The organism is Pseudomonas sp. A39 (assembly GCF_058145955.1).
Window position 1 is genome coordinate 94773 of record NZ_JBYVMD010000007.1, and the last position, 26169, is coordinate 120941.

A 26169-nucleotide genomic window follows, 5' to 3' on the forward strand; every position below is an offset into this window, starting at 1 on the left:
CCAAGATTTTGGGGCCGCTTCGCAGCCCAACGGGAGCAAGCTCCCTCGCCACAGGTAGAGATGCCGCCCCAAGGTGGGGCGGCATTCAGAGGTTACTGGGGCTGGCTTTCTGGCGTTGCGCCATCAGCGTTATGGGACAAGCTATACACGTAGGCGGCCAGCAAGTGCACCTTGTCATTACCCTGTAGCACTTCCTGCGCCGGCATCTGGCCCTGGCGGCCGTGGCGGATGGTTTGCTGCAACTGCGCAAGGCTGGTGCCGTAGATGTAACCGGCCGGTTTGGTCAGGTCGGGCGCGCCCATGGCTTCCATGCCGTGGCCTTGCGGACCGTGGCAAGCGACACAGGTGGTGTTGAACGCAGTCTGGCCTGCTGCCAAGTCAGCGCTGCTGTCAGCCGGCAACGGCAGTTTGGCCACGTCGTGACGTACATAGGCGGCGACGTTTTTCACCCCTTCATCGCCGAGCATGTCACCCCAGGCCGGCATTGCTGCATGACGGCCGTTGAGAATGGTGGTCTTGATCGCCTCGGCCGAACCGCCCCAGCGCCAGATGTTATCCGCCAGATTCGGGAAGCCAAACGCACCCTTGGCGTCCGAGCCATGGCACACCGCACAGTTGGAGGCAAACAGGCGACCGCCCATCTTCAACGCTTGCGGGTCTTTGGCGACTTCTTCCACGGGCATGGCCGAGAATTTGGCGAAGATCGGCCCGAACTTGGCGTCGGCCTTGGCCATTTCCTTGTCCCATTCCTTGGTCTGGGTCCAGCCGTCTTCATAGCCCGGCAACACGCCTTTCCAGTTACCCAGGCCCGGGTAGAGGATCAGGTAGCCGACCGCGAACACCAAGGTGCCGGCGAACAGCATGAACCACCACTGGGGCAGCGGGTTGTCGTATTCCTCGATACCGTCGAAGGCGTGGCCCATGGTCTGGTCGACGCTGCCCTTGGTCTCGCCCTTGCGGGTGCCGATCAAGAGCCAAGTCAGGCCGATCAGGCTGCCGAGGGTCAGTACGCAGATCCATGTACTCCAGAATAGGGTCATGGCCGTGTGCTCCTTATTGCAGGCTCTTCTTGAGCGTCGGATGGAGAAGGTTCATCGGCGAAGGGCAGCAGGCGCGCCTGCTCGAATTCCGCATTGCGCCGGTTGTTGAACACCCACAGCGACAGGCCGATAAAGGCGATGGCGACCACCAGCGTGCCGAGGCCGCGGATGGTGCCCGCATCGAATTCAAATCCCATGGCTCACCTCTTGCTCTTGATGGCAGTACCGAGCACTTGCAGGTACGAAACCAGCGCGTCCATCTCGGTCTTGCCCTTGAGGCTGGCGACGGCGCCACTGATGTCGTCGTCCGTGTACGGCACGCCGAGGGTGCGCATCACTTTCAACTTGGTCTCGGTGTGGCTGCTGTCGACGGCGGCGGTGACCAGCCATGGGTAGGCCGGCATTTTCGACTCGGGCACGACGTTGCGCGGGTTGTACAAGTGCGCGCGGTGCCAGTCGTCCGAGTAGCGAGCGCCGACGCGCGCCAGGTCCGGACCGGTGCGCTTGGAGCCCCACAGGAACGGGTGGTCCCAGACGCTCTCGCCGGCGACCGAGTAGTGGCCGTAGCGTTCGGTCTCGGCGCGGAACGGGCGGATCATCTGCGAGTGGCACTGTACGCAGCCTTCGCGGATGTAGATGTCACGGCCTTCCAGTTGCAGCGCGGTGTAGGGCTTCATGCCTTCGACCGGCTTGTTGGTCACGTCCTGGAAGAACAGCGGGACGATCTGGGTCAGGCCGCCGATGCTCACGGCGAGCACCATGAGCAGCATCAGCAGGCCGACGTTCTTTTCAATCGTTTCGTGTTTCATCATCGACTCCTCAGGCCAACTGCGCAGTAGTGGCGGCTTCGACGGGCTGCGCGGAACGCACGGTGCGCCAAGTGTTGTAAGCCATCAGGAACATGCCGCTCAGGAAGATGGCGCCGCCCACCAGCCGCACGATGAAGCCTGGGTGGCTGGCCACCAGGGTTTCGACGAAGGAGTAGGTCAGCGTGCCGTCTTCGTTGACCGCACGCCACATCAGGCCCTGGGCGATGCCGTTGACCCACATCGAGGCGATGTAGAGCACGGTGCCGATGGTGGCCAGCCAGAAGTGCGCGTTGATCAGGCCGAGGCTGTACATCTGCTCGCGACCGAAGATTTTCGGGATCATGTGGTACAGCGCGCCGATGGAGATCATTGCCACCCAGCCAAGGGCGCCGGCGTGGACGTGGCCGATGGTCCAGTCGGTGTAGTGGGAAAGGGCGTTGACGGTCTTGATCGCCATCATCGGGCCTTCGAAGGTCGACATGCCGTAGAACGCCAGCGACACCACCAGGAAGCGCAGGATCGGGTCGCTGCGCAATTTATGCCAGGCGCCCGACAGGGTCATCATGCCGTTGATCATGCCGCCCCAGCTCGGTGCCAGCAGCACCAGCGACATCACCATGCCCAGCGACTGTGCCCAGTCCGGCAGTGCGGTGTAGTGCAAGTGGTGCGGGCCGGCCCAGATGTACAGGGTAATCAGCGCCCAGAAGTGCACGATGGACAAGCGATACGAATACACCGGACGCTCGGCCTGCTTGGGCACGAAGTAGTACATCATCCCCAGGAAGCCGGCTGTGAGGAAAAAGCCTACTGCGTTATGCCCGTACCACCACTGCACCATGGCATCCGTCGCACCGCCATAGAGGGAGTAGGACTTGGTCAGGCTGACCGGGATTTCCAGGTTGTTAACGATATGCAGGATGGCCACGGTGATGATGAACGCACCGAAGAACCAGTTGCCGACGTAGATGTGCTTGGTGTTGCGCTTGGCCACGGTGCCAAAGAACACAATGGCGTAAGCCACCCACACGATGGTGATCAGGATGTCGATCGGCCATTCCAGCTCAGCGTATTCCTTGGAGCTGGTGTAGCCCAGCGGCAAGGAGATGGCGGCCAAGAGAATGACCAACTGCCAGCCCCAGAAGCAGAACGCGGCGATCTTCGGCGCGAACAGCTGGGTTTGGCAGGTGCGTTGTACCGAGTAGAAGGAGCTGGCGAACAAGGCGCAGCCACCGAAGGCGAAGATCACCGCGTTGGTGTGCAGCGGGCGCAGGCGTCCGAAGCTGGTCCACGGCAAATCGAAGTTGAGTGCAGGCCAGACCAATTGGGCCGCGAGAAAAACCCCGAGCCCCATGCCGACGATGCCCCACACCACCGTCATAATGGCGAATTGGCGGACCACCTTGTAGTTATAGGCGGTACTTAAAGTAGTGTTCATGGTTCCCCATCCACGGTTCAACCCAAGCAGATGCGGCACTTGGGCTGGAGTTATAGGCAGACTAAAAAGCGAGGCAAGCATGGGCAAAGAGCACAAGGCCAGTATTGACGGGGATCAATGGGCGCAGTGTGTGCGCGAACGCGGCGGGTTGTGGGATGCCGCGTCGACTGCCGCGAAGGGCACGCCAGTGACGCTGATCCTGGCCCACGGTGCCGGCGCACCGATGGACTCAGCCTTCATGAACGACATGGCTGCGCGCCTTGCCGGGCATGGCGTGAACGTGTTGCGCTTCGAGTTTCCCTACATGGCCCAGCGCCGTGTGGACGGTGGCAAACGTCCGCCGAACCCGGCGCCCAAACTGCTGGAAGCCTGGCGTGAGGTGTATGCCGAGGTGCGACGTCATGTCGCTGGGAAACTGGCCGTTGGTGGCAAGTCGATGGGCGGGCGCATGGCCAGTTTATTGGCCGATGAATTAGGCGCCGATGCACTGGTGTGCCTGGGGTATCCGTTCTATGCGGTGGGTAAGCCGGAAAAGCCACGGGTCGAGCATTTGGCCGGGTTGAAGACGCCGACGTTGATCGTGCAGGGCGAGCGGGATGCGCTGGGCAATCGGGCGGCGGTGGAGGGGTATGAATTATCGCCGAGCATCGAGATGATGTGGCTGGTGGCAGGGGATCATGACTTGAAGCCGTTGAAGGCGTCGGGGTTCAGTCATGAGCAGCATCTGGAGGCTGCGGCGGTGCGGGTTTCTAGCTTTCTTAGAGCGCTTGAGTGAAACCTGTGGCGAGGGAGCAAGCTCCCTCGCCACAGTGTATTTACCGGTTAAAACGCTCGACCAGCGAGTACTGGGTATTGGCGGTATGCGTCAATTCCTCACTCAACTGCGCCGAGTTCATCGCCTGTTCCGAAGTCTGGTCGGCCAACAGCGCAATGGTGCTGATGTTACGACTGATCTCTTCGGCCACCGAGCTTTGCTCTTCGGTGGCAGCGGCGATCTGCGTGGTCATGTCGGTGATATGCGCTACCGCCTCACTGATCCCCACCAACGCCTGATCCGCTTCCATTACCCGCGCCACGCCTTCTTCGGCCTGGCGATGCCCGGCGTCCATGGTTTGCACGGCGGCGGCGGCGGTTTGCTGCAGCTTGGCGATCAGGGCGTGGATCTGCCCGGTCGATTCCGCGGTGCGCTGTGCCAGTTGACGGACTTCGTCGGCAACGACCGCAAACCCGCGGCCCATCTCGCCGGCACGCGCCGCTTCAATGGCGGCGTTGAGCGCCAGCAGGTTGGTCTGGTCGGCAATGCCTTTGATCACATCGACCACGCCGCCGATTTCATCGCTGTCCTTGGCCAGTTGCGTGACGGTCACGCCGGTTTCGCCCACCGCGACAGACAGGCGCTGGATCGCCTCGCGGGTTTCCCCGGCGATGTCGCGGCCACGGCCGGTCAGGCGGTTGGCTTCCTGAGTGGCGTCGGCCGTGCGCTGCACGTGGCTGGCGACTTCCTGGGTGGTGGCCGCCATCTGGTTGACCGCCGTGGCCACCTGTTCGGTTTCCACGCGCTGGCGTTCCAGGCCGCTGGAGCTGTTATGCGCCAGGGTGTTGGACTGCGCGGCCTGGTCGTTGAGGTGTTCGGCTGTGTCCTGCAAGCGCGTGAGACAGGTCTTAAGACGCGCCTCTTGGCTGAGGATCGACATCTCCAGGCGCGCCTGGGCGCCACGGCTGTCGGTGTACATCTGCGCGATCAACGGGTCGGAGGTGGTCTGCTCGGCCAGGCGCAGCAAACGCTTGAGACCGCGCTGTTGCCAGCTCAGGCCGAGCAGGCCCAGCGGCACCGACAACCCTGCCGCCAGGGCAAAGCCCCAGTGGGAGTTGAGTGACGCACCGATCATGAAGCTCAACTGGCTCACCAGGATAAACGGCAGCCAGTCCTGCAACACCGGCAGCCACTTATCGCGTTGGGGAATCGCCGACTTGCCTTGATTGATGCGTTGGTAGAGCGCTTCGGCGCGGCGGATCTGCTCGGCGGTGGGCTTGATGCGCACCGATTCGTAGCCGACCACCTGGTTGCCTTCGAAAACCGGCGTCACGTAGGCGTTAACCCAATAGTGATCACCGGTCTTGCAGCGATTCTTGACAATGCCCATCCATGGCAAGCCTTGTTTGAGCGTCGACCACATATGCGCGAAGACCGCGCCCGGCACATCCGGGTGACGCACCAGGTTGTGCGGGGCACGCACCAGTTCGTCGCGGGAGAACCCACTGATCTCGACAAAGGCGTCGTTGCAGTAGGTGATCACGCCTTTGGCATCGGTGGTGGAGATCAACCGTTGCTGAGCGGGGAAGGTACGTTCGCGCTGGGTAACGGGTTGGTTATTACGCATGATTGTTCAATCCGCAAGGCTTTCAAGGGTTGTCGGCCGGAAAACGCTTTTATTTAACTTAATTTTGCAACAATCACCCGGCCAGCATCGGGTAGGTAAACAACCCGAAGTGAAGCAGATTCAAACCAAAGTGCGTGGCAACCGCCGCGCCCAGGCCACCAAAGCGATAAGCCAGGCCATACCCCACGCCGGCGATGCTCGCCAGCAGCACCCAGTGCCAGCCCGCCCCGATGTGCACCAGGCCGAACACGAGCGATGCCAGCAACAAGGCGAGGTTCTCGCCGTAAGGCAGGTGTTTGAAGCGTCGGCTCAAGCCGCCCTGTACATAGCCCCGGAACAAGGCCTCTTCCACCAGGGTCACCAATAGCAGGTTATTGAGGACCCACAGCCACGCCTGTTCCGGCCATTTCGGCGCCCAACTGATCACACCCAGCAAGGTGGCGCCGCCCAGCGCGGCGATGGCGGTGAGGGTCAGGGCCAGGGCGGCCACGCAGATCGACAGGCGCAGCGAGCGCCGCGCCACGATCCACGGGCAGGCCAGCAATAGCCAGAAGCCAATCAGCGGCTTGTCCTGGTTCAAGTACATCGAGAAGGGCACGGCATCGTCGGTGAAACGCTGCGGGGCAATGCCACGCCCATTGTAGAAACCCGGCAGCCAATGCATCGCCAGGCTAAGGGCCAGTACGATAAACAGTCCGTGGCCGAGGTAGCGCGCCCAGGGCGTACGTTGCTGGCGGACCGCGTAGCCGGCGATCAGCAGCAGCGCGATGGACACGCCCGCCAGCATCCCCAGTTGCCCGTAGATCAAGGCCAGCAGATAGCCGATGGAAAGAAGCGCCAGGTACAGCCAGGGCAATGCGATCATGGGGAGTCCTTGGAAAAATCTGGGCGGCATTATAGCGAGCCGTCCCTGGGGGCCACATGAAAACTCCGGCAAGCCCGCTCACCCCAAGCGCGCTGACAGTCTCTTCGGGCGTAACACCAACCACAACGCTCCCGCGATCAATACCCCGCCATACAGGTGCGCCATCGACAACGGCTCATCCAACAGCAACGCGCCCCACAGCACGCCGAACGGCGGGATCATGAAGGTCACGGTCATCGACTTCACCGGCCCGATGGAGGTCAGCAGGCGGAAGTACAGGATGTAGGCAAACGCCGTGCACACCAGGCCCAACCCCAGCAGCGACAACCACACCTGCCACCCACCCCAACTGGCGGGCGGCTGGCTGACGGCGCTGTAAGCGAAGAGCGGTAACAGGAACAAGGTGGCGCCGAGCATGCTGCCCAGGGCAGAGAGGCGGCTGTCCAACCCTCCGCGCTGATCCAACCAGCGCCGTGCGAGGAACCCGGCAAAGCCGTAACAGGTGGTCGCCAGCAAACACGCGAGCGCGCCCATCAGCAATTCCAGGTCAAACGCCACGGGCCCCGCGCGGGTCAGCACGCCCACGCCCAACAGGCCCAGGCAGACGCCGGCGACTTTCGACGGGGTCAGGCGCTCGCTGAAAAACAGCCCGCCGATCAATACGCCCATCAACGGCGTGGTGGCGTTGAAAATCGCTGAGTAACCCGCCGGCAGCACTTGGGCGGCCACCGAATACATCGTCGCCGGGATTCCGGAGTTGATCACCCCCAAGAGCAACACCGTCTTGAACTTGCCCTGGAAGTCCCATTTCACCCGCATGGCCGCCAGGATCACCAGCAACCCGGCGGCGGCAATCGACACGCGGAAAAACGCCGTCGGTAGCGTGCCGATCTCCGGCGCGATGATGCGCATGAACAGGAAGCTCGCCCCCCAAATGGCGGCGAGCCCCAGCAAGTACAAGGTGTCCACAGGTCTCACGGAAAACTCTCCTATCAATAAGGCGGCGAGTGTTGCACGCCGCTTTCATTGATTACAGGACAAACCGCGTCACCAGCCCATTCAAATCCACCGCCAAGCGCGACAACTCCTGACTGGCTGCCGAAGTCTGGGTGGCGCCGGCGGCGGTCTGGGTAGACAGGTCGCGGATGTTGACCAGGCTGCGGTCGACGTCGCGCGCCACCAGCGCCTGCTGCTCGGCGGCGCTGGCGATCACCAGGTTGCGCTGGCTGATCTGCGAGATGGCGGCGGTGATTTTTTCCAGCGCGCTGCCGGCGCTGTTGGCGCGTTGCAGAGTCTGGCCGGCGTGATCGGCGCTGCTGTTGAGCGCTTCGACGGTGTCTTGGGTGCCGCGCTGGATACCGACGATCATCTGCTCGATTTCTTCGGTGGAGTCCTGGGTGCGTTGCGCCAGGGAGCGCACCTCATCCGCCACTACCGCAAAACCACGCCCGGCCTCACCCGCGCGGGCGGCTTCAATCGCCGCGTTGAGCGCCAGCAGGTTGGTTTGCCCGGCGATGCCGCGGATCACTTCCAGCACCTTGCTGATGTCCTGGGCCTGCACCGCCAGGCCTTCGGCCTTGTTCGACGCACCGAGCACTTCGTCCACCAGGTTCTGGATCGAGCTGATGGTTTCGCTGATCTGGTAGTGACCGTGCTTGCTGTCCTCGTCGGAAGCCTGGGACGCCTCGGCGCTGGACACCGCATTGCCGGCGACTTCGTCCACCGCCGCGCTCATTTCGGTGACGGCCGTGGCCGCCTGTTCGATCTCATCGTTCTGCGCCTGCAGGCCACGGGTGCTTTGTTCCATCACCGAACTCATCTCTTCGGCAGCCGACGCCAGTTGTTGCGCCGACTCGCTGATGCCGCGGATGGTGCCTTGCAGCTGCGACTGCATGGTGGCCAGGGCGGTGAGCAACTGGGCGGGTTCGTCCTTGCCGCTGACGGCGATCGGCTGGCTCAGGTCGCCGCCGGCAATGGTGCGTGCCACGGTCAGCGCCTGGCCGAGCGGGGCGATGATGCTGCGGGTCAGCAGCCACGCCAGCAGCAAGGTGGCGATCAGTGCGACGACGATGATCAGGCCGACAATCCACTGCGCACTGGCGTACATCTGCGCCGCTGCATCCGCCGCGGCCTCGACGCCGTTCTGGTTGAACACGATCAGGTCTTCCAGGCTCTGGTTGAGCACTGTGCCCTGGGGGGCGAGGCGGCTGGTGAGCAGGTCGATGGCGTCTTGCTGTTGATCCTTGTCCACCAGGGCGACCATCTGGGTCACGATGCTGAGGTAGGTGGCCACATTGGCTTTCAACTTATTCAGCAGCTCGCGCTCGCCATCACTGCTCAGCATTGTTTCCTGACGGTCCAGCAGCCCTTGCAGTTCGCCGCGATGGCGGGTGAGGAGGGCTTTGCTGGTATCGCGCACCCGTGATTCGTCGGTGGTTGCCAGGCGCAACGCCTCCAGGCGAATGCTGGCCACATAGGCCGCGCTGTCGTGGATGTTCTCGATGCTCGGCATCCATGACTGTTCGATGACCAGCGCACTTTGCCGCAGCTTGGCCATCTGGCCCAGGCCGAACATCCCGACAATTACCAGCAAGCTGGCCAAAACCGCAAAACTCAGACTGGCACGCAGACCGATCTTCATGTTCCTCAATGACATCTCAATGCTCCTTAGGCGATTAGAACCTGTTCCCGGATCGGTCTTCTGACCTTGTTAGGGTGGGAGAGGGCGCGCTGTATATCAAAGTGCCATCAAGGTAGTAATCAGGGTTTCCCTTAGTTGGATCCAACGCTCTAAGAGGTTCATCAAGACCAGCGCGGCGGGCCCTTTGCCTGCCTCAACCTTCCAAGCCCCAGGGTTGCAGGCGTGCAGGTAAAACTCGCGATAACTCACAGGTGTATTTATTGACCGGATGGTCGAATTTAAAAATTGCAAATAAATGTACGAAATGAACGAACTTGTACAAGCTGGCGTAAAAAATGACCCTTCTCCTGTTCCCGTACACTGGCTAAGCTCAGGGGCTCCAGATGCTCGTCGAGGTTTCCCGCATGTCGCCTTCCGCCCGCGCTATCGCCCAGATGATCCTCGATGGCTTCGACGATTACCGTGAACACTTCCGCCAGATCACCGATGGCGCCCGCGAGCGTTTTGAAAAAGCCCAGTGGCAACTAGCCCAGGCCGCTTCAGCGGCGCGGATCAACCTCTATGAAGAGAAGGTCAATGAAGTGACCGCGCGTCTGCATGAGCACTTCGATGACGCCACATTGCTCGACATTGATGCGTGGCCCGTGGTGAAAAGCGCCTACATCGGCCTGATCGACCTGCGCTTCGACGATGAGCTGTCCGAAACCTGGTACAACTCGATCTTCTGCGGCCTGTTCAGCCACGACCTGATCAGCGACGGTTGCATGTTTATCCACACCACGCGGCCCAGCCTGCGCCGGGCTCGGGCCGCGCAGACGCGCACCTACACGCCCGCCGGGAACATCCCGCAGATGCTCGCGCAGGTGTTTGCCGACTACCGCTTCAGCGAACCCTACGCGGACCTGGCAGCCGACCTGCGCCGCCTCGAAGTCCAGCTGCGGGAAAACCTGCCGGACTGGGTGTGCAAGGACCCGGACCTCAAGGTCGAGCTGTTTTCCTCGGTGCTCTACCGCAATAAAGGCGCCTACCTTGTAGGACGCATCTACACCCGCGACGAACAATGGCCGCTGGTCATCCCGCTGCTGCACCGCGAAGGCCAGGGCATCCAGATCGATGCGCTGATCACCGACGAAGCCGAAGTGTCGATCATTTTCTCGTTCACCCGTTCCTACTTCATGGTCGACGTGCCGGTACCGGCGGAGTTCATTGGCTTTCTCAAGCGCATTTTGCCGGGCAAGCATATTGCCGAGCTGTACACCTCCATTGGTTTCTACAAGCACGGCAAGTCGGAGTTCTACCGCGCGCTGATCAACCACCTGGCGACCACCGACGATCAGTTCATCATGGCCCCCGGTGTGCGCGGCATGGTCATGAGCGTATTCACCCTGCCGGGCTTCAACACGGTGTTCAAGATCATCAAGGACCGCTTTTCGCCGTCGAAAAACGTCAACCGCGCCACGGTGATCGAGAAATACCGCCTGGTCAAAAGCGTCGACCGCGTTGGGCGCATGGCCGATACCCAGGAGTTCGCCGACTTCCGTTTTCCCCTGAGCAAGTTTGAACCGCAGTGCCTGGCCGAGCTGTTGGAAGTGGCCGCCGGCACCGTCGAAGTGGAAGACGATACCGTGCTTATCCGTCACTGCTGGACCGAGCGGCGCATGACCCCGCTCAACCTCTACCTCGACAACGCCAACCCCGCCCAAGTGCGCGAAGCCCTGGAAGACTACGGCTTGGCGATCAAGCAACTGGCGGCGGCGAATATTTTCCCCGGTGACATGCTGCTGAAGAACTTCGGCGTCACCCGTCACGGCCGCGTGGTGTTCTACGACTACGATGAAATCTGCTTTCTCACCGAAGCCAACTTCCGTCACATCCCCGCACCGCGCACCCCCGAGGATGAAATGGCCTCCGAGCCCTGGTACTCCATCGGCCCGCTGGATGTGTTCCCCGAGGAATTCCCGCCGTTCCTGTTCGCCGACGCGGGCCAACGCAAGCTGTTCGATGAGCTGCATGGCGAGTTGTACAACGCCGATTACTGGAAGGGCCTGCAGGCCGCGATTCGGGCGGGGAAGGTCATTGATGTGTTTCCGTATCGGCGCAAGGACCCGCAGGATGAAGGGGGGCTGTCGACGTGATCGTGGAGGGCATTGCCCACTGGCTGACTCCGGGTGTGCTGCCGTCAGCCAGGGTTGACGGTCAATGATCGCCAATGGCGATGAACGCTAGGCGCCTTCTTTGCGATTTTCTTTGCGGATGTCTTTGAGCCAGGGTTGGCCCTTACCCAGCGTAGTCAATGTGTCTGTTACGTTGGAGGCGCGGTTTCTGTCAGTAGGGTTGGAGCCACGGGTCTGTACGTCCCGGGCTTGCTTGTAGAGGGACCCCATCTCTTTATTGAATGCCTTATCGGTTTTTTTGTTCTCCCGGTAATCGTTGAATTGGTTGATCGGGTTTTTGCTTCCGGGGCTGACCTCAAGCTTTTTGATCCGTTGTTCCAACAGATTGATAGGGGGTTGGTAGGACGTTTTTGGAAGCGCGGGTGTCGGGAAGTCGACGGGGAGTTTTTCCAGTGCGTCCTTGGTCTTTTTCAGTTGATCGAGTTCTTTTTGCCTGGAGGGGCTCATGGCGGAGTAGGGCTGTTTATCCAGCAGCGGCGCCGATGCGCCAGTGTTGCTTGAACCTTGCATCCAAGAGCTTTGTGTCGAATGGGTTTGAGGCGCAACGTCCTGATGCTTGGTGGCGTATCGGTCTGAGTAATTGTTGGCGCTGCTGTTGGCATAGCGGTCGATGGGTAATGGCATACGAAATCCTTAAGTCACAGTAACGTGTTGAATGGGGCTTAACCGCTGTATTAAGGGCTGTCCATGAAGTTCGTTCCCCGAATGGCGCGGCTTATCGCGTGGAAGTTCGCGATCCTGGTCGCCGTCAGGTTGGTTGCAGGTTCCGACGACTCCCGGTTGTCGGGCGAAGACGATGGCTGCTGTGTATAGGCCGGAGGGAACTCGTATCTGGGAGGGGGCTGCGACTCGTGCGAGCGCGGTTGAGCCTGCATGGCAGCTGAATAGCTCGGCAGGTTGGGGGAGGAAACTGGGGCGTCGATGGGCATAAAGCCTCCGTATCAGGTTGGAATATCCTGGTTGTCCAGACCTCTCTGGATGACTTATTGGGCGCCTGCCAGCGCTTACGGAAAATCGGACTTTTGCTTTTCAACCGTCGGATGAACTGGTCATTTTTTGTAGTCAGAATCTCTGTGGAGTAGCCCCATAAGTCTTTTGCCTACCTGGGTTCATCCCGGCAACGTTAGGGAAGGGACGTGGTTATGTGGTGAATGGCCAGGTGGCTTCTGAGGTCGGTGTAGAGGGTGTGCAAATCGGTATTCAGTTCAGCAATCAGCGCCCGCTGTTTGTTGTCGTCTTTAAGCTGACGGATGGCGGCATGTTTGACATGGGGGTTGTTGGCCGACTGAATCAACGCTTTGAACGCCTGGCGATCCTTGGCGCTGCCGGCTTGCTCCGTGCGGGGAACGGTGTTCAGTTGCACAAAGGCATGTTCGATAACCGCCAGCTCCAGTTTGATTCGCTGATTATTCGGCGAGGTTAAAATCAGCATGGGGTCCATGCCTGCCTCCGAACTGCCATCAAGCCTGCCGTTACGCCAGGCATCGCGTAAATTCGCCAGGGCATTGCGCGCCGCGTTCACCGCTTGTGGCGACAGTTTTTCTCCCACGCCGTTGCGGTGGGCGGTTTCGAGCGTGCGCTCCAGTCGGTGGAGTGTCAGTTCCACCGGTGCCGATTGATGGTTGCGCTCAAGATTCTGCTCCAAGCGTTTACGCTCCGGGGTGAGGCCAACGGTGGTGGTGAATTGACTGCTGCCTTTCAGGCGTCCCGTTGCCCAGGCGTTGCGGTATTCGGTCAGGGCGTTACGTTGCTTGATAAAGATCTCTTCCTCGACTTGAGACAACGGGTGCGGTTGTTGCTTGATGTGAGCATCCAGCAGGCCCGTCTCCTTATCCAGGGCGTTGACGTGTTTGACGGCCTGTTTAAGGTCTTGCGCGGTCAACCTGCTGTTCAGCGGTGCAGGTAGCAGGACGTGGAGGGTGATCGGGTCCAACTCACTGGACGCTGGAGGGGTGGCGGCCGCCCATGCGGCGCGTCGATCCAGCAGGGCGTTGCGTGCTTCCATGCGGGTTGCCAGTTGCTCATTGCGTTGCATAAGTGCTTGCAGGCGTGTGTTTGCATCCGGTTGCAGGGCAAAGCGTTTGCGGCTTTCCTGGTCGAAGGCCTCAAGCGCCGCGTCGAGCCTTGAAACGTGCATCCAGGCTTGAAGTTGATGCCCTTTTTCCTGTGGCGCACTTTCCGGCATTCGACTGATGGGGCGAAGCAATGCGTGTTCGAGGTTGCGGGTGTTCCCGAGCAGGTGACTGTGCCCTTGGTCGACCAGGCTTTTAACCACGGCGCCCTGGATAAAGTGGGTTTGTTGTACCAGTCGGCCCAGGGTGGCGCCGGACTCGGGGGGTGAAAACGGTGTGGGTCTGATCACAGGGGCTTCTCCGGGTGATGGCTTCAGATTCGAGAATTTTTCAGGCCTTCAACCAACCTGTAGACGTCTACCAGGATGTGGTCTGCGTTCAGTGGGTCGGTCAGGTACTTATCCCGGTACTCCGTTTTCGCAACATCCCACAGGTTGTTTATCAATGCTTTCAAAGCGTCCTCCTGCAGTGTTCGCGGGACGGGAGCGCAATGACTGGCCAATTGCGTGCCTATCCGTGATGACCCCGCAAATGCGCCAGCGGCCCAGGCAGACCTGAGCTGATCCAACTTGCGACAAAGCGTCACCACGGTTTGTAAGTCGATGGACGTTCCGCCCTGCTGATCACGCTCCAGCAATAGCGTGCCTAATTGCTCGGCCTGTTCGAGCACAGGGTTGAGGCGGTCCACATGCTTCACCGCCTGCGCCAGCGCCCTGCCTGATAGGCTGGGTGAAAAACTCACTGGATCCTCGTCGATGGAGGTTGTGTTTCCCACCTGTTCAGGCAGGGGGCTGTCCCTGCCCATGGCTTGCCAGTAAGTCGGCGCAAGAGACGATGGCCGTCGTGATTCGAGCTGCCTGACCGAATCCGGATGCGTATCTTCGGCGTACATGCCCAACGTATCGACGTAGGTCTGGGCAGCACGTGCGCGCGGTTCCAAGGCAGGATCCTGCTCCGTGTAAGTGGGGGCCGCGTGCGAGGTCCACGTCGTTGAGAGGGGGGGCAAATTGTCTGTTGGGCTTGGCATGACGTTTTTCCGGTGCGGGCAGCGTTGGGCATGAAGGAGGCGTTTTTTGCGTGCCGCAGTAGAGCGCGCCGAATCATGGGCAAGCCATATAGAAAACCCTGATGGTTGCGTGCGAAAAGTCATGTAAGGGTGTGGGTTGGGACGTTCCCGTCAGGCTCAAACAGCCTGCCACCCTTGTATGAAGCGGTGGTTTTGCGGCTTTGAAATGGCTTGCCTCGTTCACAGCGACTGAAATCTGCGACAATTGCCACCCACGATCACGTCACCGCAGGCTCACCTGCCTCACTAGAAGACCTTTGCGTACCTGATGACTGACCAAGCACCCACTATCGACCAACTGCTCAAAACCCTCGACCACGCCATGCTCGCCGACCGCCACCGCTTGCGCCGGCAGTTGCTTGAGCTGCGCAAGAAACCCGACGAGGAAAAGCTGGCGCAGTGGGTGGCGCGCATGCAGGCGTCCTGCGCGCAGGTCACGGCGCGGCGCGCCAGCCTGCCGGTGATCCGCTATGACGACAGCCTGCCGATTGCGGCCAAGCGCGATGAAATCAAGGACGCGCTGCTCAAGCATCAGGTGCTGATCATTGCCGGTGAAACCGGTTCGGGTAAAACCACCCAGCTGCCGAAGATCTGCCTGGAGATCGGTCGTGGCCAGTTCGGTTTGATCGGCCACACCCAGCCGCGCCGGATCGCCGCGCGCAGTGTCGCCAGCCGCGTCGCTGAAGAACTCGCCACGCCGCTTGGCGCGCTGGTCGGCTATCAAGTCCGGTTTGAAGACCAAAGTGATTCCAATACCCTGATCAAGCTGATGACCGACGGCATCCTGCTGGCGGAAACCCAGAACGACCGTTACCTCGAACGCTACGACACGATCATCGTCGACGAAGCCCACGAACGCAGCCTGAACATCGACTTCCTGCTGGGTTACCTGAAGACCCTGCTGCCGCGCCGCCCGGACCTGAAGGTCATCATCACCTCGGCGACCATCGACCTGGAGCGTTTTTCCAAGCACTTCGACGATGCGCCGATTGTCGAGGTGTCGGGCCGCACCTTCCCGGTGGACACCTGGTATCGCCCGCTGACCCTGGAACAGGACGAGGAGGGCAACCGTGTCGAAGACGACTTGACGGTCGATCAGGCGATCCTCGCGACCCTCGACGAAATCGCCGCTTATGAGCGCAGCGAGCGGCGCAGCCCCGGCGATGTGCTGGTGTTCCTGCCGGGGGAGCGCGAGATTCGCGACGCTGCCGACATGTTGCGCAAGGCCCAGCTCAAGCACACCGAAATCCTGCCGTTGTACGCGCGCCTGTCGCCGGCCGAACAGCAGCGCATCTTCCAGTCTCATCCGGGCCGGCGCGTGGTGCTGGCGACCAACGTCGCGGAAACCTCGCTGACCGTGCCGGGCATTCGTTATGTGATCGACAGCGGTACCGCACGCATCAGCCGCTACAGTTACCGCGCCAAGGTGCAGCGCCTGCCGATCGAAGCGATTTCCCAGGCCAGCGCCAACCAGCGTAAAGGCCGTTGCGGTCGGGTCGAGCCCGGCATCTGCATTCGCTTGTACAGCGAAGAAGACTTTATCGGCCGTCCGGAATTTACCGACCCTGAGATCCTGCGCACCAACCTCGCCGCCGTGATCCTGCAGATGCTGCACCTGCGCCTCGGCGAAATCACCGATTTCCCGTTTATCGAACCGCCGGACGGCAAGGCCATCAGTGACGGTTTCAACCTGCTGCAAGAGCTTTCGGCAGTGGACCGTAACAGCCAGCTCACCCCGTTGGGCCGCCAGCTGGCGCGCCTGCCGGTCGACCCGCGCATGGGCCGCATGTTGCTCGAAGCCGCCAAGCTCGGCAGTTTGCAGGAAGTGCTGATCGTCGCCAGCGCCATGTCGATCCAGGACCCGCGCGAGCGGCCGCCGGAGCGTCAACAGGCCGCCGACCAGGCCCACGCACAGTGGAAAGACCCGGATTCGGACTTCGCCGGTCTGGTCAATCTGTGGCGCGGCTTTGAAGAGCAACGCCAGGAACTGACCGCCAGCCCGTTGCGTAACTGGTGTCGCAAGAATTTCCTCAACTACCTGCGCCTGCGCGAGTGGCGCGACTCCCATCGCCAGTTGAGCCTGATTTGCCGCGACATGCAGCTGACCGTCAACAAAGAGCCGGCCGACTTCCCGAAACTGCACAAGGCGGTGCTGTCCGGCCTGCTCAGCCAGATCGGCCAGAAGACCGAAGACGGCGATTACCTCGGCGCACGTCAGCGGCGTTTCTGGATTCACCCGTCCTCGGGCATCGGCAAAAAGCGCCCGCAATGGTTGATGACTGCCGAACTGGTGGAAACCACCAAGCTGTATGCGCGCATGGTCGCCAAGATCGACGCGGACTGGATCGAGCCGCTGGCCGGGCACCTGATCAAGAAAAACCACTTCGAACCCCACTGGGAGAAGAAGCGCGGCCAAGTCGTGGCCTTTGAGCAGATCACCCTGTTCGGCCTGATTGTGGTCGGCCGCCGGCCGGTGCATTACGGGCCGATTGACCCGGTGGTGTCGCGCGAGCTGTTTATCCGCGAAGGCCTGGTGCGTGGCGAGATCCAGTCGCGAGCCAAATGCCTCACGGCCAACCAGCAGTTGCTGGAACAGCTCGACGAACTCGAAGCCAAGGCGCGTCGTCGCGACATCCTGGCGGATGAAGAAACCCTGTTCGCCTTCTACGATGCGCGCTTGCCGGCAGAGATTCACCAGACCGCGACCTTCGACAGTTGGTACAAGGTCAACAGCCAGAAAGACCCGCAACTGCTGATCATGCGCGAGGAAGATGTGCTGGCGCGCGAAGCCAGTGAAGTCACCGCCGCGCATTACCCGGACACCCTGCACCTGGGCGACCTGGAACTGGCCTTGAGTTACCACTTCGAACCCAACCACCCGCGTGACGGCGTGACCCTGCGCGTACCGGCTCCGTTGCTGCCGGCCCTGCCGCCGGAGCGCCTGGAGTGGCTGGTGCCGGGGGTGATCGAAGCCAAATGCATCGCCCTGGTGCGCAACCTGCCCAAGGCGCTGCGCAAGAATTTCGTGCCGGTGCCGGACTTCGTCAAGGCCGCCCTGCAACGGATCGAGTTCGGCCAGGGCTCGTTGCCCCAGGCGCTGGGCCGTGAATTGCTGCGCATGACGGGGGCGCGGGTCAGCGATGAAGCCTGGGCCGAAGCCGCGCAGCAGGTCGAAAGCCACTTGAAGATGAACCTGGAAGTGGTCGACGGCGAGGGCAAGTTCCTCGGCGAAGGCCGCGACCTGGCTGAACTGACGGCGCGCTTCGCCGAGGCCAGCCAGGCCGCGTTGGCCGTGCCGCAAACCGCGAAAAGCCAGCAGCCGGTCGAGGCCAAAGTGTTTGCGGCGGTGGCGGAAAAGACTCAGCAGAAGATCGCCGGGCTGTCGATGACGGTGTACCCAGCACTGGTGGAAGACAACGGCACGGTCAAGGAAGGGCGCTTCTCCACCGCCGCCGAGGCTGAATTCCAGCATCGCCGCGCCTTACAACGCTTACTGATGCAGCAACTGGCGGAACCGGCGAAGTTCCTGCGTGGCAAATTACCGGGTCTGACCGAATTGGGGCTGATGTACCGCGAACTGGGGCGCATCGATGCGCTGGTGGAAGACATCCTGTTGGCCAGCCTCGACACCTGCGTACTCGAAGGCGAAGCCAGCCTGCCGCGTGATGGCGCCGGTTTGGCGGCCTTGGCCGAGCGTAAGCGCGGCAGCTGGACCGAGCACGCCGAGCGTTTGGCGCGCCTGACCCTGGAGGTGCTGAAACTCTGGCACGGCCTGCAAAAACGCTTCAAAGGCAAGATCGACCTGGCCCAGGCCGTGGCCCTGAACGATATCAAGCAGCAACTGAGCAACCTGGTGTATCCCGGTTTTGTGCGGGAAACCCCGGCGCAGTGGTTCAAGGAGTTGCCGCGTTACCTCAAGGCCATCGAATTGCGCCTGGAGAAACTGCCGAGCCAGGTGCAGAAAGACCGGGTATGGAGCAGCGAGCTGGGCGGGCTGTGGACGCAGTATGAAAACCGCCTGAAAAAACACGCCCAGGAAGGCAAGCGCGATCCCCAGCTTGAGCTTTACCGCTGGTGGTTGGAGGAATACCGGGTCTCGTTGTTTGGCCAGCAGTTGGGCACCAAGGTGCCGATTTCCGATAAGCGTCTAAGCAAGCAATGGAGCCTGGTAGAGGCCTGATATTTACACGGTTTCCAGGGCAATACAGGTCCAGTGTGGGAGGGGGCTTGCCCCCGATTGCGGTCTGTCAGTAAAGGATGTGTTGACTGGCCCACCGCTATCGGGGGCAAGCCCCCTCCCACAGATAGCGCCAAATTTCGACGTTTGTGGCAAACTTCGCGGTTATAAATGCCGGGATCGTCGTGAAGGGCTGCGGCGCGATGGAATAAAGCGACGCCAGTTTGATGTCCGCTGCGCGGCATTGGACTACTTACAGTTTGGTACGACGGTACCAATATCTTCTGCCTGACAGATTTAGAGGAACGACCGTGCATAACGTCGTCATCAGCGGCACTGGCCTGTACACCCCGGCCAACAGCATCTCCAACGAAGAGCTGGTGCAGTCTTTCAATGCTTACGTGCATCAGTTCAACAGCGATAACGCCGCCGCTATCGAGCGCGGTGACGTGCAGCCGCTGACCGAATCCAGCGCGGCCTTCATCGAGAAAGCCTCGGGCATCAAGAGTCGCTTCGTGATGGACAAAGACGGCATTCTCGACCCGCAGCGCATGGCCCCGCGCCTGCCCGAGCGCAGCAACGACGAATGGTCGGTGCTCTGCCAGATGGCCGTCGGCGCCGCCGAGCAAGCCCTGCAACGCGCCGGTAAGACTGCCGCCGACATCGACGGTGTAATCGTCGCCTGCTCCAACCTGCAACGCGCTTACCCTGCCATCGCCATTGAAGTCCAGGAAGCCTTGGGCATCGAAGGGTTTGGCTTTGACATGAACGTGGCCTGTTCTTCGGCCACCTTCGGCATCCAGAACGCCGCCAATAGCATCCAATTGGGCCAGGCGCGGGCGATCCTGATGGTCAACCCGGAAGTCTGCACCGGGCATCTGAACTTCCGCGACCGTGACAGCCACTTCATCTTTGGTGATGCGGCCACTGCCGTGGTGCTGGAGCGCGCCGACCTGGCGACCTCCGAGCATCAGTTCGACGTGGTGAGCACCAAGTTGCTGACCAAGTTCTCCAATAACATCCGCAACAACTTCGGCTTTCTCAACCGCGCCGCGGAAGAGGGCGTCGGCGCGCCGGACAAGCTGTTCGTGCAGGAAGGCCGCAAGGTGTTCCGTGACGTATGCCCGATGGTGGCGGAATTGATCGGCGTGCACTTGGAAGAGAACCAGTTGAACGTGGCCGATGTGAAGCGCTTCTGGCTGCACCAGGCCAACCTGAGCATGAACCACCTGATCGTGAAAAAACTGCTGGGCCGCGAAGCCTCGGTGGAAGAAGCGCCGGTGATCCTCGATACCTACGCCAATACCAGCTCGGCGGGTTCGGTGATTGCGTTTCACACCTACCAGGATGATTTGCCCAAGGGCTCCGTGGCAGTGCTCAGTTCGTTTGGTGCGGGCTATTCGATCGGCAGCGTGATCCTGCGCAAGCGCTGATTGGTCGGTCGGACTCGGTCAAATGTGGGAGCAGGCTTGCCTGCGATAGCATCACTGCGGTGTGACTGATACACCAAGGTGTCCGCATCGCAGGCAAGCCAGCTCCCACAGGAATCGGGTTTCCACGGTGGAATCGAGGTAGACATGGCAGCAGCGGACGACGCGCACCTGCTTGAACGCCTGCTCAAGGGTGAGCAGCGGGCCTACAAGGAATTGGTCACCACCTACCAGAGCGCCATGCGGGCGGTGGCCTATGCCATTGTCGGCCAGCGCCACGCCGACGAAGTCGTGCAGGACGCCTGGCTGTCGGTGGTACGCAACCTGGCCAAGTTCGAAGGGCGCTCCAGCCTCAAGACGTGGCTGCTGACCATCACCGCCAACGCCGCCAAGGGCCGCTACAAGCAGAACCGTCGTGAGGTGTTGCTCGACGATTTGCCTTCGCCCCATGGCACCATCGGTGACGAGCGCTTTTCCCCGGACGATGGCCACTGGGCCGTCGCCCCCTACGCCTGGCATCAAGACACCCCGGAAGCGCTGCTGACCGAAGATGAACTGCGCAAATGCCTGGAGCATACGTTGCTGAGCCTGTCGGAGTTGCAAAGCAGCGTGCTGGTGCTGCGTGAGCGCCAGGGCCTCGAGCTGGAAGAGATCTGTAATCTTCTGACGCTGTCGCTCTCCAATGTCCGTGTGCTGTTGCATCGGGCGCGGCTTAAAGTCTTCGCCTCGGTGGAGCATTTTGAGGAAACGGGCGAATGTTGACCTGTAAAGAGCAAGTGGCACGTTCCAGTGATTACCTCGATGGGCAATTGACCTTTCGCGAGCGTCTGCTGGTGCGTCATCACTTGATGTTCTGCCCGAACTGCCGTCGGTTTATCCGCCAGATGCGCCTGCTGCAGGCGACGCTGAAGATTATGCCGGATGAGCCGGTAGAGGGTGTGGATGCCCTGGCGCAGCGGCTGGCTGCCGAGCGGCTCAAGGATCACAAAGGCGGGGAATAAGCAGGCTCGCGTGGTTGAATCGGACGGATGATGGGGACCGATCCACCCACGCAAGGCTGTAGAGCCACCTCGGGCCGTCCTGGCCCAAGGCTTATGACGCGTGCAGTTAGAACTTGGCTTCTGCGTCCAGCTGGAAGGTGTTGGCTTTCGCGCTACGGTCCACGAGTGTGCGGCTGTAGGTGTCGGTCTTGGTCAGGAAGTAGGTGGCGCCGATGGCGAAGTTCTTGTCGATGTCATAGCCGACTTTGAACTTGTGGCCACGGGAGCCGGTGAAGCCGCCGCCGAAGTCCGAGTCGGTAAAGGCACCCACTACGGCGTTTTTCTCTACGTCGCGATAGTTGTAGTCCAGGTTGAAGCCGAACACCTTGGACTTGGCACCCAACAACCAGGCAGTGTCGGCATCGTCGATAGCGTCGTTGTTTTTTACGTACTGGCCGTAGAACGCCAGAGGCACTGCCAGGCCGCCGATATCGACTTGGCTGAAACCTTCATACAGGCGGAACTCGCCGTTTGGCGTGTTGCCGTTGGTCGCCAGTACGTTCGGGGTGCTGGTCCCGGAGGCACGGCTGTCTTCGTCGTTTTGGTAGGCGTAGATGCTGCCGCCCAGGGTTACTTTCAGGTTGTCGGTCACCGAGAAACGGGTGCCCAACTGGCCGGTGGTCAGGCGCAGGTCGTGGCGGTACTGCACGCCGTCGCCGTCCACGTTGTCCTTGAGGTTGTAGTTACCCAGGCTGCCGAACAGCTCGGCGCTGCCACCCAGTGGGTACTTGTAGGTGACTGCCAGGCCTTCGGGGTTGATGTCGCTATCCCAAATCACGTCGCCCATGTTGACCCACGGCTGCAGCATTTTGCCGCCAATGATGTGCAGGTTCTTGATCTGGTCGGGGTGGTAGTCGATGTAGCCGAGGTCCAGCCAGATCGATTTTTTATCGAAGTAGCCGTCCAGGTCCTGGTTGGTGGAGCGCGCATCGCTGCCGCCGCCGGTGGCGATACGAATACCGGTGTCCACCTGCGGGTTGATCTCGGTGTAGGCGCCGAGGCGCGCGCGGATCCGTTCGCGATCTTTGTCACGGCCGGTGACGCCGGCGCGGGTGACGCCATTTTCGCCTTCGACCTTGATGGTCTCGTGGCGCATGCGCACATCACCCTTGAACTGAGTCTTGGCGGCCCAGGCCAGCTTCTGGTCGAAGCTGCTCAGCTCGTTGGTTTTTTTCGCGGTGGCCGCGATCTGTTCGTTGGTCTCTTGTTGAGCTTGCCGTGCGATCTGCTGTTCTTTCTGGTCTTTGGCCAATTCGCTTTGCAGTTCAGTGTACTGCGCAGCGGTGATCTGGCCGTTGGCCTTGAGCATGTCGAGCAATTTAGCGTCGACTGCAGCGCTGGCCGGAACGCTCAGGGCCAGTAACAGGCCGCCGCACAGGACCGCCGCAGTTTTAGTGGAAGCAAGACGCATATCAATCTCCGAAAGTGAGGAGGGATGGCAAACCATCCAGGACACAACCGACCGATGACGGACGGAACACATAACCACCTGATAGAACCAGGCGCTCTAAAAACAGGCGTCAGTATCACGATCGTTTATGACGCCGCAGTGGCTAAGTGATGTCATCTACATGACAAATTATTCATCTTCGGAACTATTGGTTTAGAGCCTTGTCGCGCGAATCGGGGGTGTGCGAAGGCCGGCGATCAGCGATACTCGCCAAGCTTTCACGCCCTGAAGTAGTGAGGATGCCGATGCCGTTGCAACGCCTGGACAGCCTGTCCGAAATCGCCCCGCAAGCCTGGGATTCGCTGGTGCCACAGGGCCAGCCGTTCGTGCGCCATGCGTTCCTGAGCGCGTTGGAAGACAGCGCCAGCCTGGGTCCGCAATCGGGCTGGCAACCGGAGCATCTGTTGCATTGGGAGGGCGATCGACTGGTGGCGGCGTTACCCAGTTATCGCAAGTGGCATTCCTACGGCGAGTACGTGTTTGATCACGGTTGGGCCGATGCCTGTGAGCGGGCCGGTATCGATTACTACCCCAAGCTGCTGACGGCGGTGCCGTTCAGTCCCGTGGGTGGCCCACGCCTGTTGGCGGCCCGTGCCGAGGACGGTTTCGAGCTGCTCAAAAGCCTGCCGGGTTACCTTGAAATCGAAGGGCTCTCCAGTGCCCATGTCAACTTCACCGATGACCTGGCCGATGAGGCACTGGCCCAACAACCGGGCTGGTTGCAGCGCCTGGGGTGTCAGTTTCACTGGCAGAACCGCGGCTACCGCGACTTCCAGGACTTCCTCGACGCCTTGAGTTCACGCAAGCGCAAACAAATGCGCAAAGAGCGTGAACAAGTGGCGGGGCAGGGGATCGACTTCGAGTGGCTGCAAGGCCATGAACTGAGCGAAGCCCAGTGGGATTTCGTCTACGCCTGCTACGCCAACACCTACGCCGTGCGCCGCCAATCGCCCTACCTGACCCGCGCGTTTTTCAGCCTGTTGGCCGAGCGCATGCCCGAATCGATCCGCGTGGTGCTGGCCAAACAAGGCACACGCCCGGTGGCCATGGCCTTCAGCCTGATCGGCGGCGACAGCTTCTATGGCCGCTACTGGGGCTGCCTGGCAGAGTTCGATCGCCTGCACTTCGAAACCTGCTTCTACCAGGGCATGGACTACGCCATCGCCCACGGCCTGCAACGCTTCGACGCGGGGGCACAGGGCGAGCACAAATTGATTCGCGGGTTTGAACCGGTGATTACGCGCTCGTGGCACTACCTGCGTCATCCGGGGTTGAAGAACGCCGTGGAGGATTTCCTTGAGCGCGAGCGGGTGGGGATTGTGGCGTATGCCGAAGAGGCGAGGGCAGCCCTGCCTTATCGGCAGGTGTAAAGGGCGTGCTATATCCTGTTGTGCGCGCGAGTGATTCTGCTGCATAGATGGGCAGCAAAGTCCGTCGGTGAGGGACCCGTGGATGACACGTCGAAGAAAGGGCAGGTGGTATTTGTGGTGAGCGGGCTTGCCCCGCGCTGGGTTGCGAAGCGACCCTGACCAAGGCACTGCATTCTTTCAGGAAAGCCGCAGTGCCAGGGGTTGGGGCTGCTGCGCAGCCCAGCGCGGGGCAAGCCCGCTCACCACAGTAAGCCTGCTCACCACAGTAAGCCTGCTCACCACAGCAAGCCTGTTCACCACAGCAAGCCTGTTCACCACAGTAAGCCTGTTCACCACAGCAAGCCTGCTCCCCCATTTAGAAAACCGTGGCATCAGTCGATGCCGACAAAGCCCCCGGTCTGGTGCTGCCATAACCGCGCATACAAACCGCCGTGTTCCAGCAATTCGGCGTGGCTGCCGCTCTCGGCAATCTGGCCTTTCTCCAGCACCACCAGGCGGTCCATTCGTGCAATGGTCGACAAGCGGTGCGCAATCGCGATCACTGTCTTACCCTGCATCAGGGTCTCCAGGCTTTCCTGGATCGCGGCTTCCACTTCTGAGTCCAGCGCTGAGGTGGCTTCGTCCATGATCAGGATCGGCGCGTCCTTGAGCAGCACGCGGGCGATGGCAATGCGTTGACGCTGCCCGCCGGAGAGTTTTACCCCGCGCTCGCCCACGTGCGCGTCCATCCCGGTACGGCCTTCGGCGTCCGACAGCAGCGGAATGAACTCATCGGCGCGCGCCTTGTGCACCGCCGCCCAGAGCTCTTCCTCGGTTGCATCCGGCTTGCCGTACAGCAAGTTGTCGCGGATCGAACGGTGCAGCAGCGAGGTGTCCTGGGTGATCATTCCGATTTGCTCGCGCAGGGTTTCCTGGGCGACCTCGGCAATGTTCTGGCCGTCGATCAGGATGCGCCCGCCTTGCAGGTCATAGAGACGCAGCAGCAGGTTGACCAGGGTCGACTTGCCCGCACCGGACGGGCCGATCAGGCCGATTTTTTCACCGGCCTTGATCTCAAGGTTGAGGCCGCCAATGATCCCGCTTTTCTTGCCGTAGTGGAAATCCACCTGCTCAAAGCGCACTTCGCCATGGGGGACGCTCAGGCGCGGGGCGTTGTCGCGGTCGATCACGGCCAGCGGCTGGGCGATGGTTTTCAGACCGTCCTGCACGATGCCGATGTTTTCGAAAATGCCGTTGACCACCCACATGATCCAGCCGGACATGTTGACGATGCGAATCACCAACCCTGTGGCCAGGGCGATGGCGCCCACGGAAATCAGCGACTGGGTCCACAGCCACAACGCAAGGCCGGTGGTGGTGACGATCAGCAGGCCGTTCAGGACCGTGATCACCGCATCCATGCTGGTGAGCACGCGTGCGGCCAATTGGGTCTTTTCGGTCTGCTCGATGATCGCTTCCTTGGCGTACTCCTGCTCATTCTGCGTATGGGCGAACAGTTTCAAGGTGGTGATGTTGGTGTAGCCGTCGACGATACGCCCCATGAGTTTGGAGCGTGCTTCGGAGGAGATCACCGAACGTTCCTTGACCCGCGGCACGAAGTAACGCAAGGCCAGGCAGTAACCAATGATCCACGTGATCAACGGAATCATCAGCCGCCAGTCGGCTTCTGCAAACAACACCAGGGAGGTGATCGCGTAGATCGACACGTGCCAGATGGCTTCCGCCGTCGCTACCGCCGAGTCACGCAACGAGTTACCGGTTTGCATGATGCGTTGGGCAATACGCCCGGCGAAATCGTTCTGGAAGAAGTTCAGGCTCTGCTTGAGCACGTAGCTGTGGTTCTGCCAGCGGATCAGGCTGGTCATGCCAGGGTTGATGGTCTGGTGCACCAGCAAGTCATGCAGGCCGTTGAAAATCGGACGCAGGAGCAGGGCGACCACGGCCATCCAGATCAGCTCAGTGCTGTGGATCTGGAAGAAGTTCGCCGGTGGCGTGCCCTGGGCCAGGTCGATGATGCGGCTGAGGTAGCTGAACAGCGCCACTTCGATCAGGGCGCCGACCAGACCCACCACCAGCAACGCGGCGAAGCACGGCCACACTTGGCGCAGGTAGAAGAGATAGAAGGGCAGGACTTTATCGGGAGGAGCGGCGCCAGGGGCATCGCGGAAAATATCGATCAGTTGTTCAAAACGACGATAGAGCATTAGGGTTGACGCCCG

At 61.0% G+C, this 26169-nt stretch carries 20 protein-coding genes; 7 read left to right on the plus strand and 13 right to left on the minus strand.

What is annotated here, in order from left to right; all coding sequences use genetic code 11:
- Window positions 1-92: 92 nt before the first annotated feature.
- Genes ccoP through ccoN form a run of 4 tightly spaced genes read right to left on the minus strand, consistent with a single transcriptional unit; the run spans window position 93 to window position 3284 of the window.
- Window positions 93-1040 (minus strand): cytochrome-c oxidase, cbb3-type subunit III, encoded by a 948-nt coding sequence (gene ccoP, locus AC3ZU9_RS07565; protein WP_046035981.1) that lies wholly within the window; start codon window positions 1038-1040, stop codon window positions 93-95.
- Window positions 1037-1237: a cbb3-type cytochrome oxidase subunit 3 gene (locus AC3ZU9_RS07570; RefSeq protein ID WP_010208563.1), complete on the minus strand. Its 201-nt coding sequence runs from the start codon at window positions 1235-1237 to the stop codon at window positions 1037-1039. The genes ccoP and AC3ZU9_RS07570 overlap by 4 nt, the downstream gene beginning before the upstream one ends.
- A 3-nt stretch (window positions 1238-1240) precedes the next feature.
- Complete coding sequence (gene ccoO / locus AC3ZU9_RS07575; protein ID WP_017735321.1) at window positions 1241-1849, minus strand: cytochrome-c oxidase, cbb3-type subunit II; 609 nt, start codon at window positions 1847-1849, stop codon at window positions 1241-1243.
- Between the two features lie 10 nt (window positions 1850-1859).
- A complete protein-coding gene (gene ccoN / locus AC3ZU9_RS07580; protein ID WP_015885297.1) occupies window positions 1860-3284 on the minus strand; it encodes a cytochrome-c oxidase, cbb3-type subunit I in 1425 nt (474 codons plus the stop codon).
- Between the two features lie 79 nt (window positions 3285-3363).
- Here ccoN and AC3ZU9_RS07585 point away from each other — a divergent pair, with 79 nt between their 5' ends.
- Window positions 3364-4059: an alpha/beta family hydrolase gene (locus AC3ZU9_RS07585; protein WP_015885296.1), complete on the plus strand. Its 696-nt coding sequence runs from the start codon at window positions 3364-3366 to the stop codon at window positions 4057-4059.
- Between the two features lie 40 nt (window positions 4060-4099).
- Here AC3ZU9_RS07585 and AC3ZU9_RS07590 read toward each other — a convergent pair whose 3' ends face one another.
- From AC3ZU9_RS07590 to AC3ZU9_RS07605, 4 genes are all read right to left on the minus strand, one after another.
- The gene (locus AC3ZU9_RS07590; protein ID WP_046035983.1) at window positions 4100-5665 is read right to left on the minus strand and encodes a methyl-accepting chemotaxis protein; all 1566 of its coding nucleotides are present in this window, start codon (window positions 5663-5665) and stop codon (window positions 4100-4102) included.
- Between the two features lie 73 nt (window positions 5666-5738).
- Window positions 5739-6530 carry a CPBP family intramembrane glutamic endopeptidase gene (locus AC3ZU9_RS07595; protein ID WP_064052678.1) on the minus strand — a complete coding sequence of 264 codons (792 nt, stop codon included), beginning with the start codon at window positions 6528-6530 and terminating at the stop codon, window positions 5739-5741.
- 78 nt (window positions 6531-6608) lie between these two features.
- Window positions 6609-7508: a DMT family transporter gene (locus AC3ZU9_RS07600; protein WP_046035985.1), complete on the minus strand. Its 900-nt coding sequence runs from the start codon at window positions 7506-7508 to the stop codon at window positions 6609-6611.
- Between the two features lie 52 nt (window positions 7509-7560).
- Window positions 7561-9186, minus strand: a complete 1626-nt coding sequence (locus AC3ZU9_RS07605) for a methyl-accepting chemotaxis protein (RefSeq protein ID WP_490090509.1) — start codon at window positions 9184-9186, stop codon at window positions 7561-7563.
- 389 nt (window positions 9187-9575) lie between these two features.
- Between AC3ZU9_RS07605 and aceK the strand changes: the two genes are divergently transcribed.
- The gene (aceK, locus tag AC3ZU9_RS07610; protein ID WP_046036083.1) at window positions 9576-11306 is read left to right on the plus strand and encodes a bifunctional isocitrate dehydrogenase kinase/phosphatase; all 1731 of its coding nucleotides are present in this window, start codon (window positions 9576-9578) and stop codon (window positions 11304-11306) included.
- Window positions 11307-11393: 87 nt separating this feature from the next.
- Here aceK and AC3ZU9_RS07615 read toward each other — a convergent pair whose 3' ends face one another.
- The 3 genes from AC3ZU9_RS07615 to AC3ZU9_RS07625 all read right to left on the minus strand — a co-directional run bounded on the left by AC3ZU9_RS07615 (window position 11394) and on the right by AC3ZU9_RS07625 (window position 14357).
- The gene (locus tag AC3ZU9_RS07615) at window positions 11394-11969 is read right to left on the minus strand and encodes a hypothetical protein (protein WP_102062023.1); all 576 of its coding nucleotides are present in this window, start codon (window positions 11967-11969) and stop codon (window positions 11394-11396) included.
- A 499-nt stretch (window positions 11970-12468) separates the two neighbouring features.
- Complete coding sequence (locus AC3ZU9_RS07620) at window positions 12469-13707, minus strand: hypothetical protein (RefSeq protein WP_490090510.1); 1239 nt, start codon at window positions 13705-13707, stop codon at window positions 12469-12471.
- Between the two features lie 23 nt (window positions 13708-13730).
- Window positions 13731-14357: a hypothetical protein gene (locus tag AC3ZU9_RS07625; RefSeq protein ID WP_490090511.1), complete on the minus strand. Its 627-nt coding sequence runs from the start codon at window positions 14355-14357 to the stop codon at window positions 13731-13733.
- A 394-nt stretch (window positions 14358-14751) separates the two neighbouring features.
- Between AC3ZU9_RS07625 and hrpA the strand changes: the two genes are divergently transcribed.
- The 4 genes from hrpA (at window position 14752) to AC3ZU9_RS07645 (ending at window position 21091) form a co-directional block, all read left to right on the plus strand.
- Complete coding sequence (gene hrpA, locus AC3ZU9_RS07630; RefSeq protein WP_490090512.1) at window positions 14752-18663, plus strand: ATP-dependent RNA helicase HrpA; 3912 nt, start codon at window positions 14752-14754, stop codon at window positions 18661-18663.
- A 308-nt stretch (window positions 18664-18971) separates the two neighbouring features.
- Window positions 18972-20093: a beta-ketoacyl-ACP synthase III gene (locus AC3ZU9_RS07635; protein WP_064052685.1), complete on the plus strand. Its 1122-nt coding sequence runs from the start codon at window positions 18972-18974 to the stop codon at window positions 20091-20093.
- 144 nt (window positions 20094-20237) lie between these two features.
- Complete coding sequence (locus tag AC3ZU9_RS07640) at window positions 20238-20852, plus strand: RNA polymerase sigma factor (protein ID WP_015885284.1); 615 nt, start codon at window positions 20238-20240, stop codon at window positions 20850-20852.
- The gene (locus tag AC3ZU9_RS07645; RefSeq protein ID WP_015885283.1) at window positions 20846-21091 is read left to right on the plus strand and encodes an anti-sigma factor family protein; all 246 of its coding nucleotides are present in this window, start codon (window positions 20846-20848) and stop codon (window positions 21089-21091) included. The genes AC3ZU9_RS07640 and AC3ZU9_RS07645 overlap by 7 nt, the downstream gene beginning before the upstream one ends.
- Window positions 21092-21197: 106 nt before the next feature.
- On the opposite strand, the gene AC3ZU9_RS07650 is transcribed toward AC3ZU9_RS07645, so the two are convergent.
- Window positions 21198-22541, minus strand: a complete 1344-nt coding sequence (locus tag AC3ZU9_RS07650) for a putative porin (RefSeq protein WP_015885282.1) — start codon at window positions 22539-22541, stop codon at window positions 21198-21200.
- A 284-nt stretch (window positions 22542-22825) separates the two neighbouring features.
- On the opposite strand from AC3ZU9_RS07650, the gene AC3ZU9_RS07655 reads away from it, so the two are divergent.
- Window positions 22826-23950: a GNAT family N-acetyltransferase gene (locus AC3ZU9_RS07655; RefSeq protein WP_102062017.1), complete on the plus strand. Its 1125-nt coding sequence runs from the start codon at window positions 22826-22828 to the stop codon at window positions 23948-23950.
- Window positions 23951-24321: 371 nt separating this feature from the next.
- Here AC3ZU9_RS07655 and AC3ZU9_RS07660 read toward each other — a convergent pair whose 3' ends face one another.
- Window positions 24322-26154, minus strand: a complete 1833-nt coding sequence (locus tag AC3ZU9_RS07660) for an ABC transporter ATP-binding protein (protein WP_490090513.1) — start codon at window positions 26152-26154, stop codon at window positions 24322-24324.
- Between the last annotated feature and the right edge of the window lie 15 nt (window positions 26155-26169).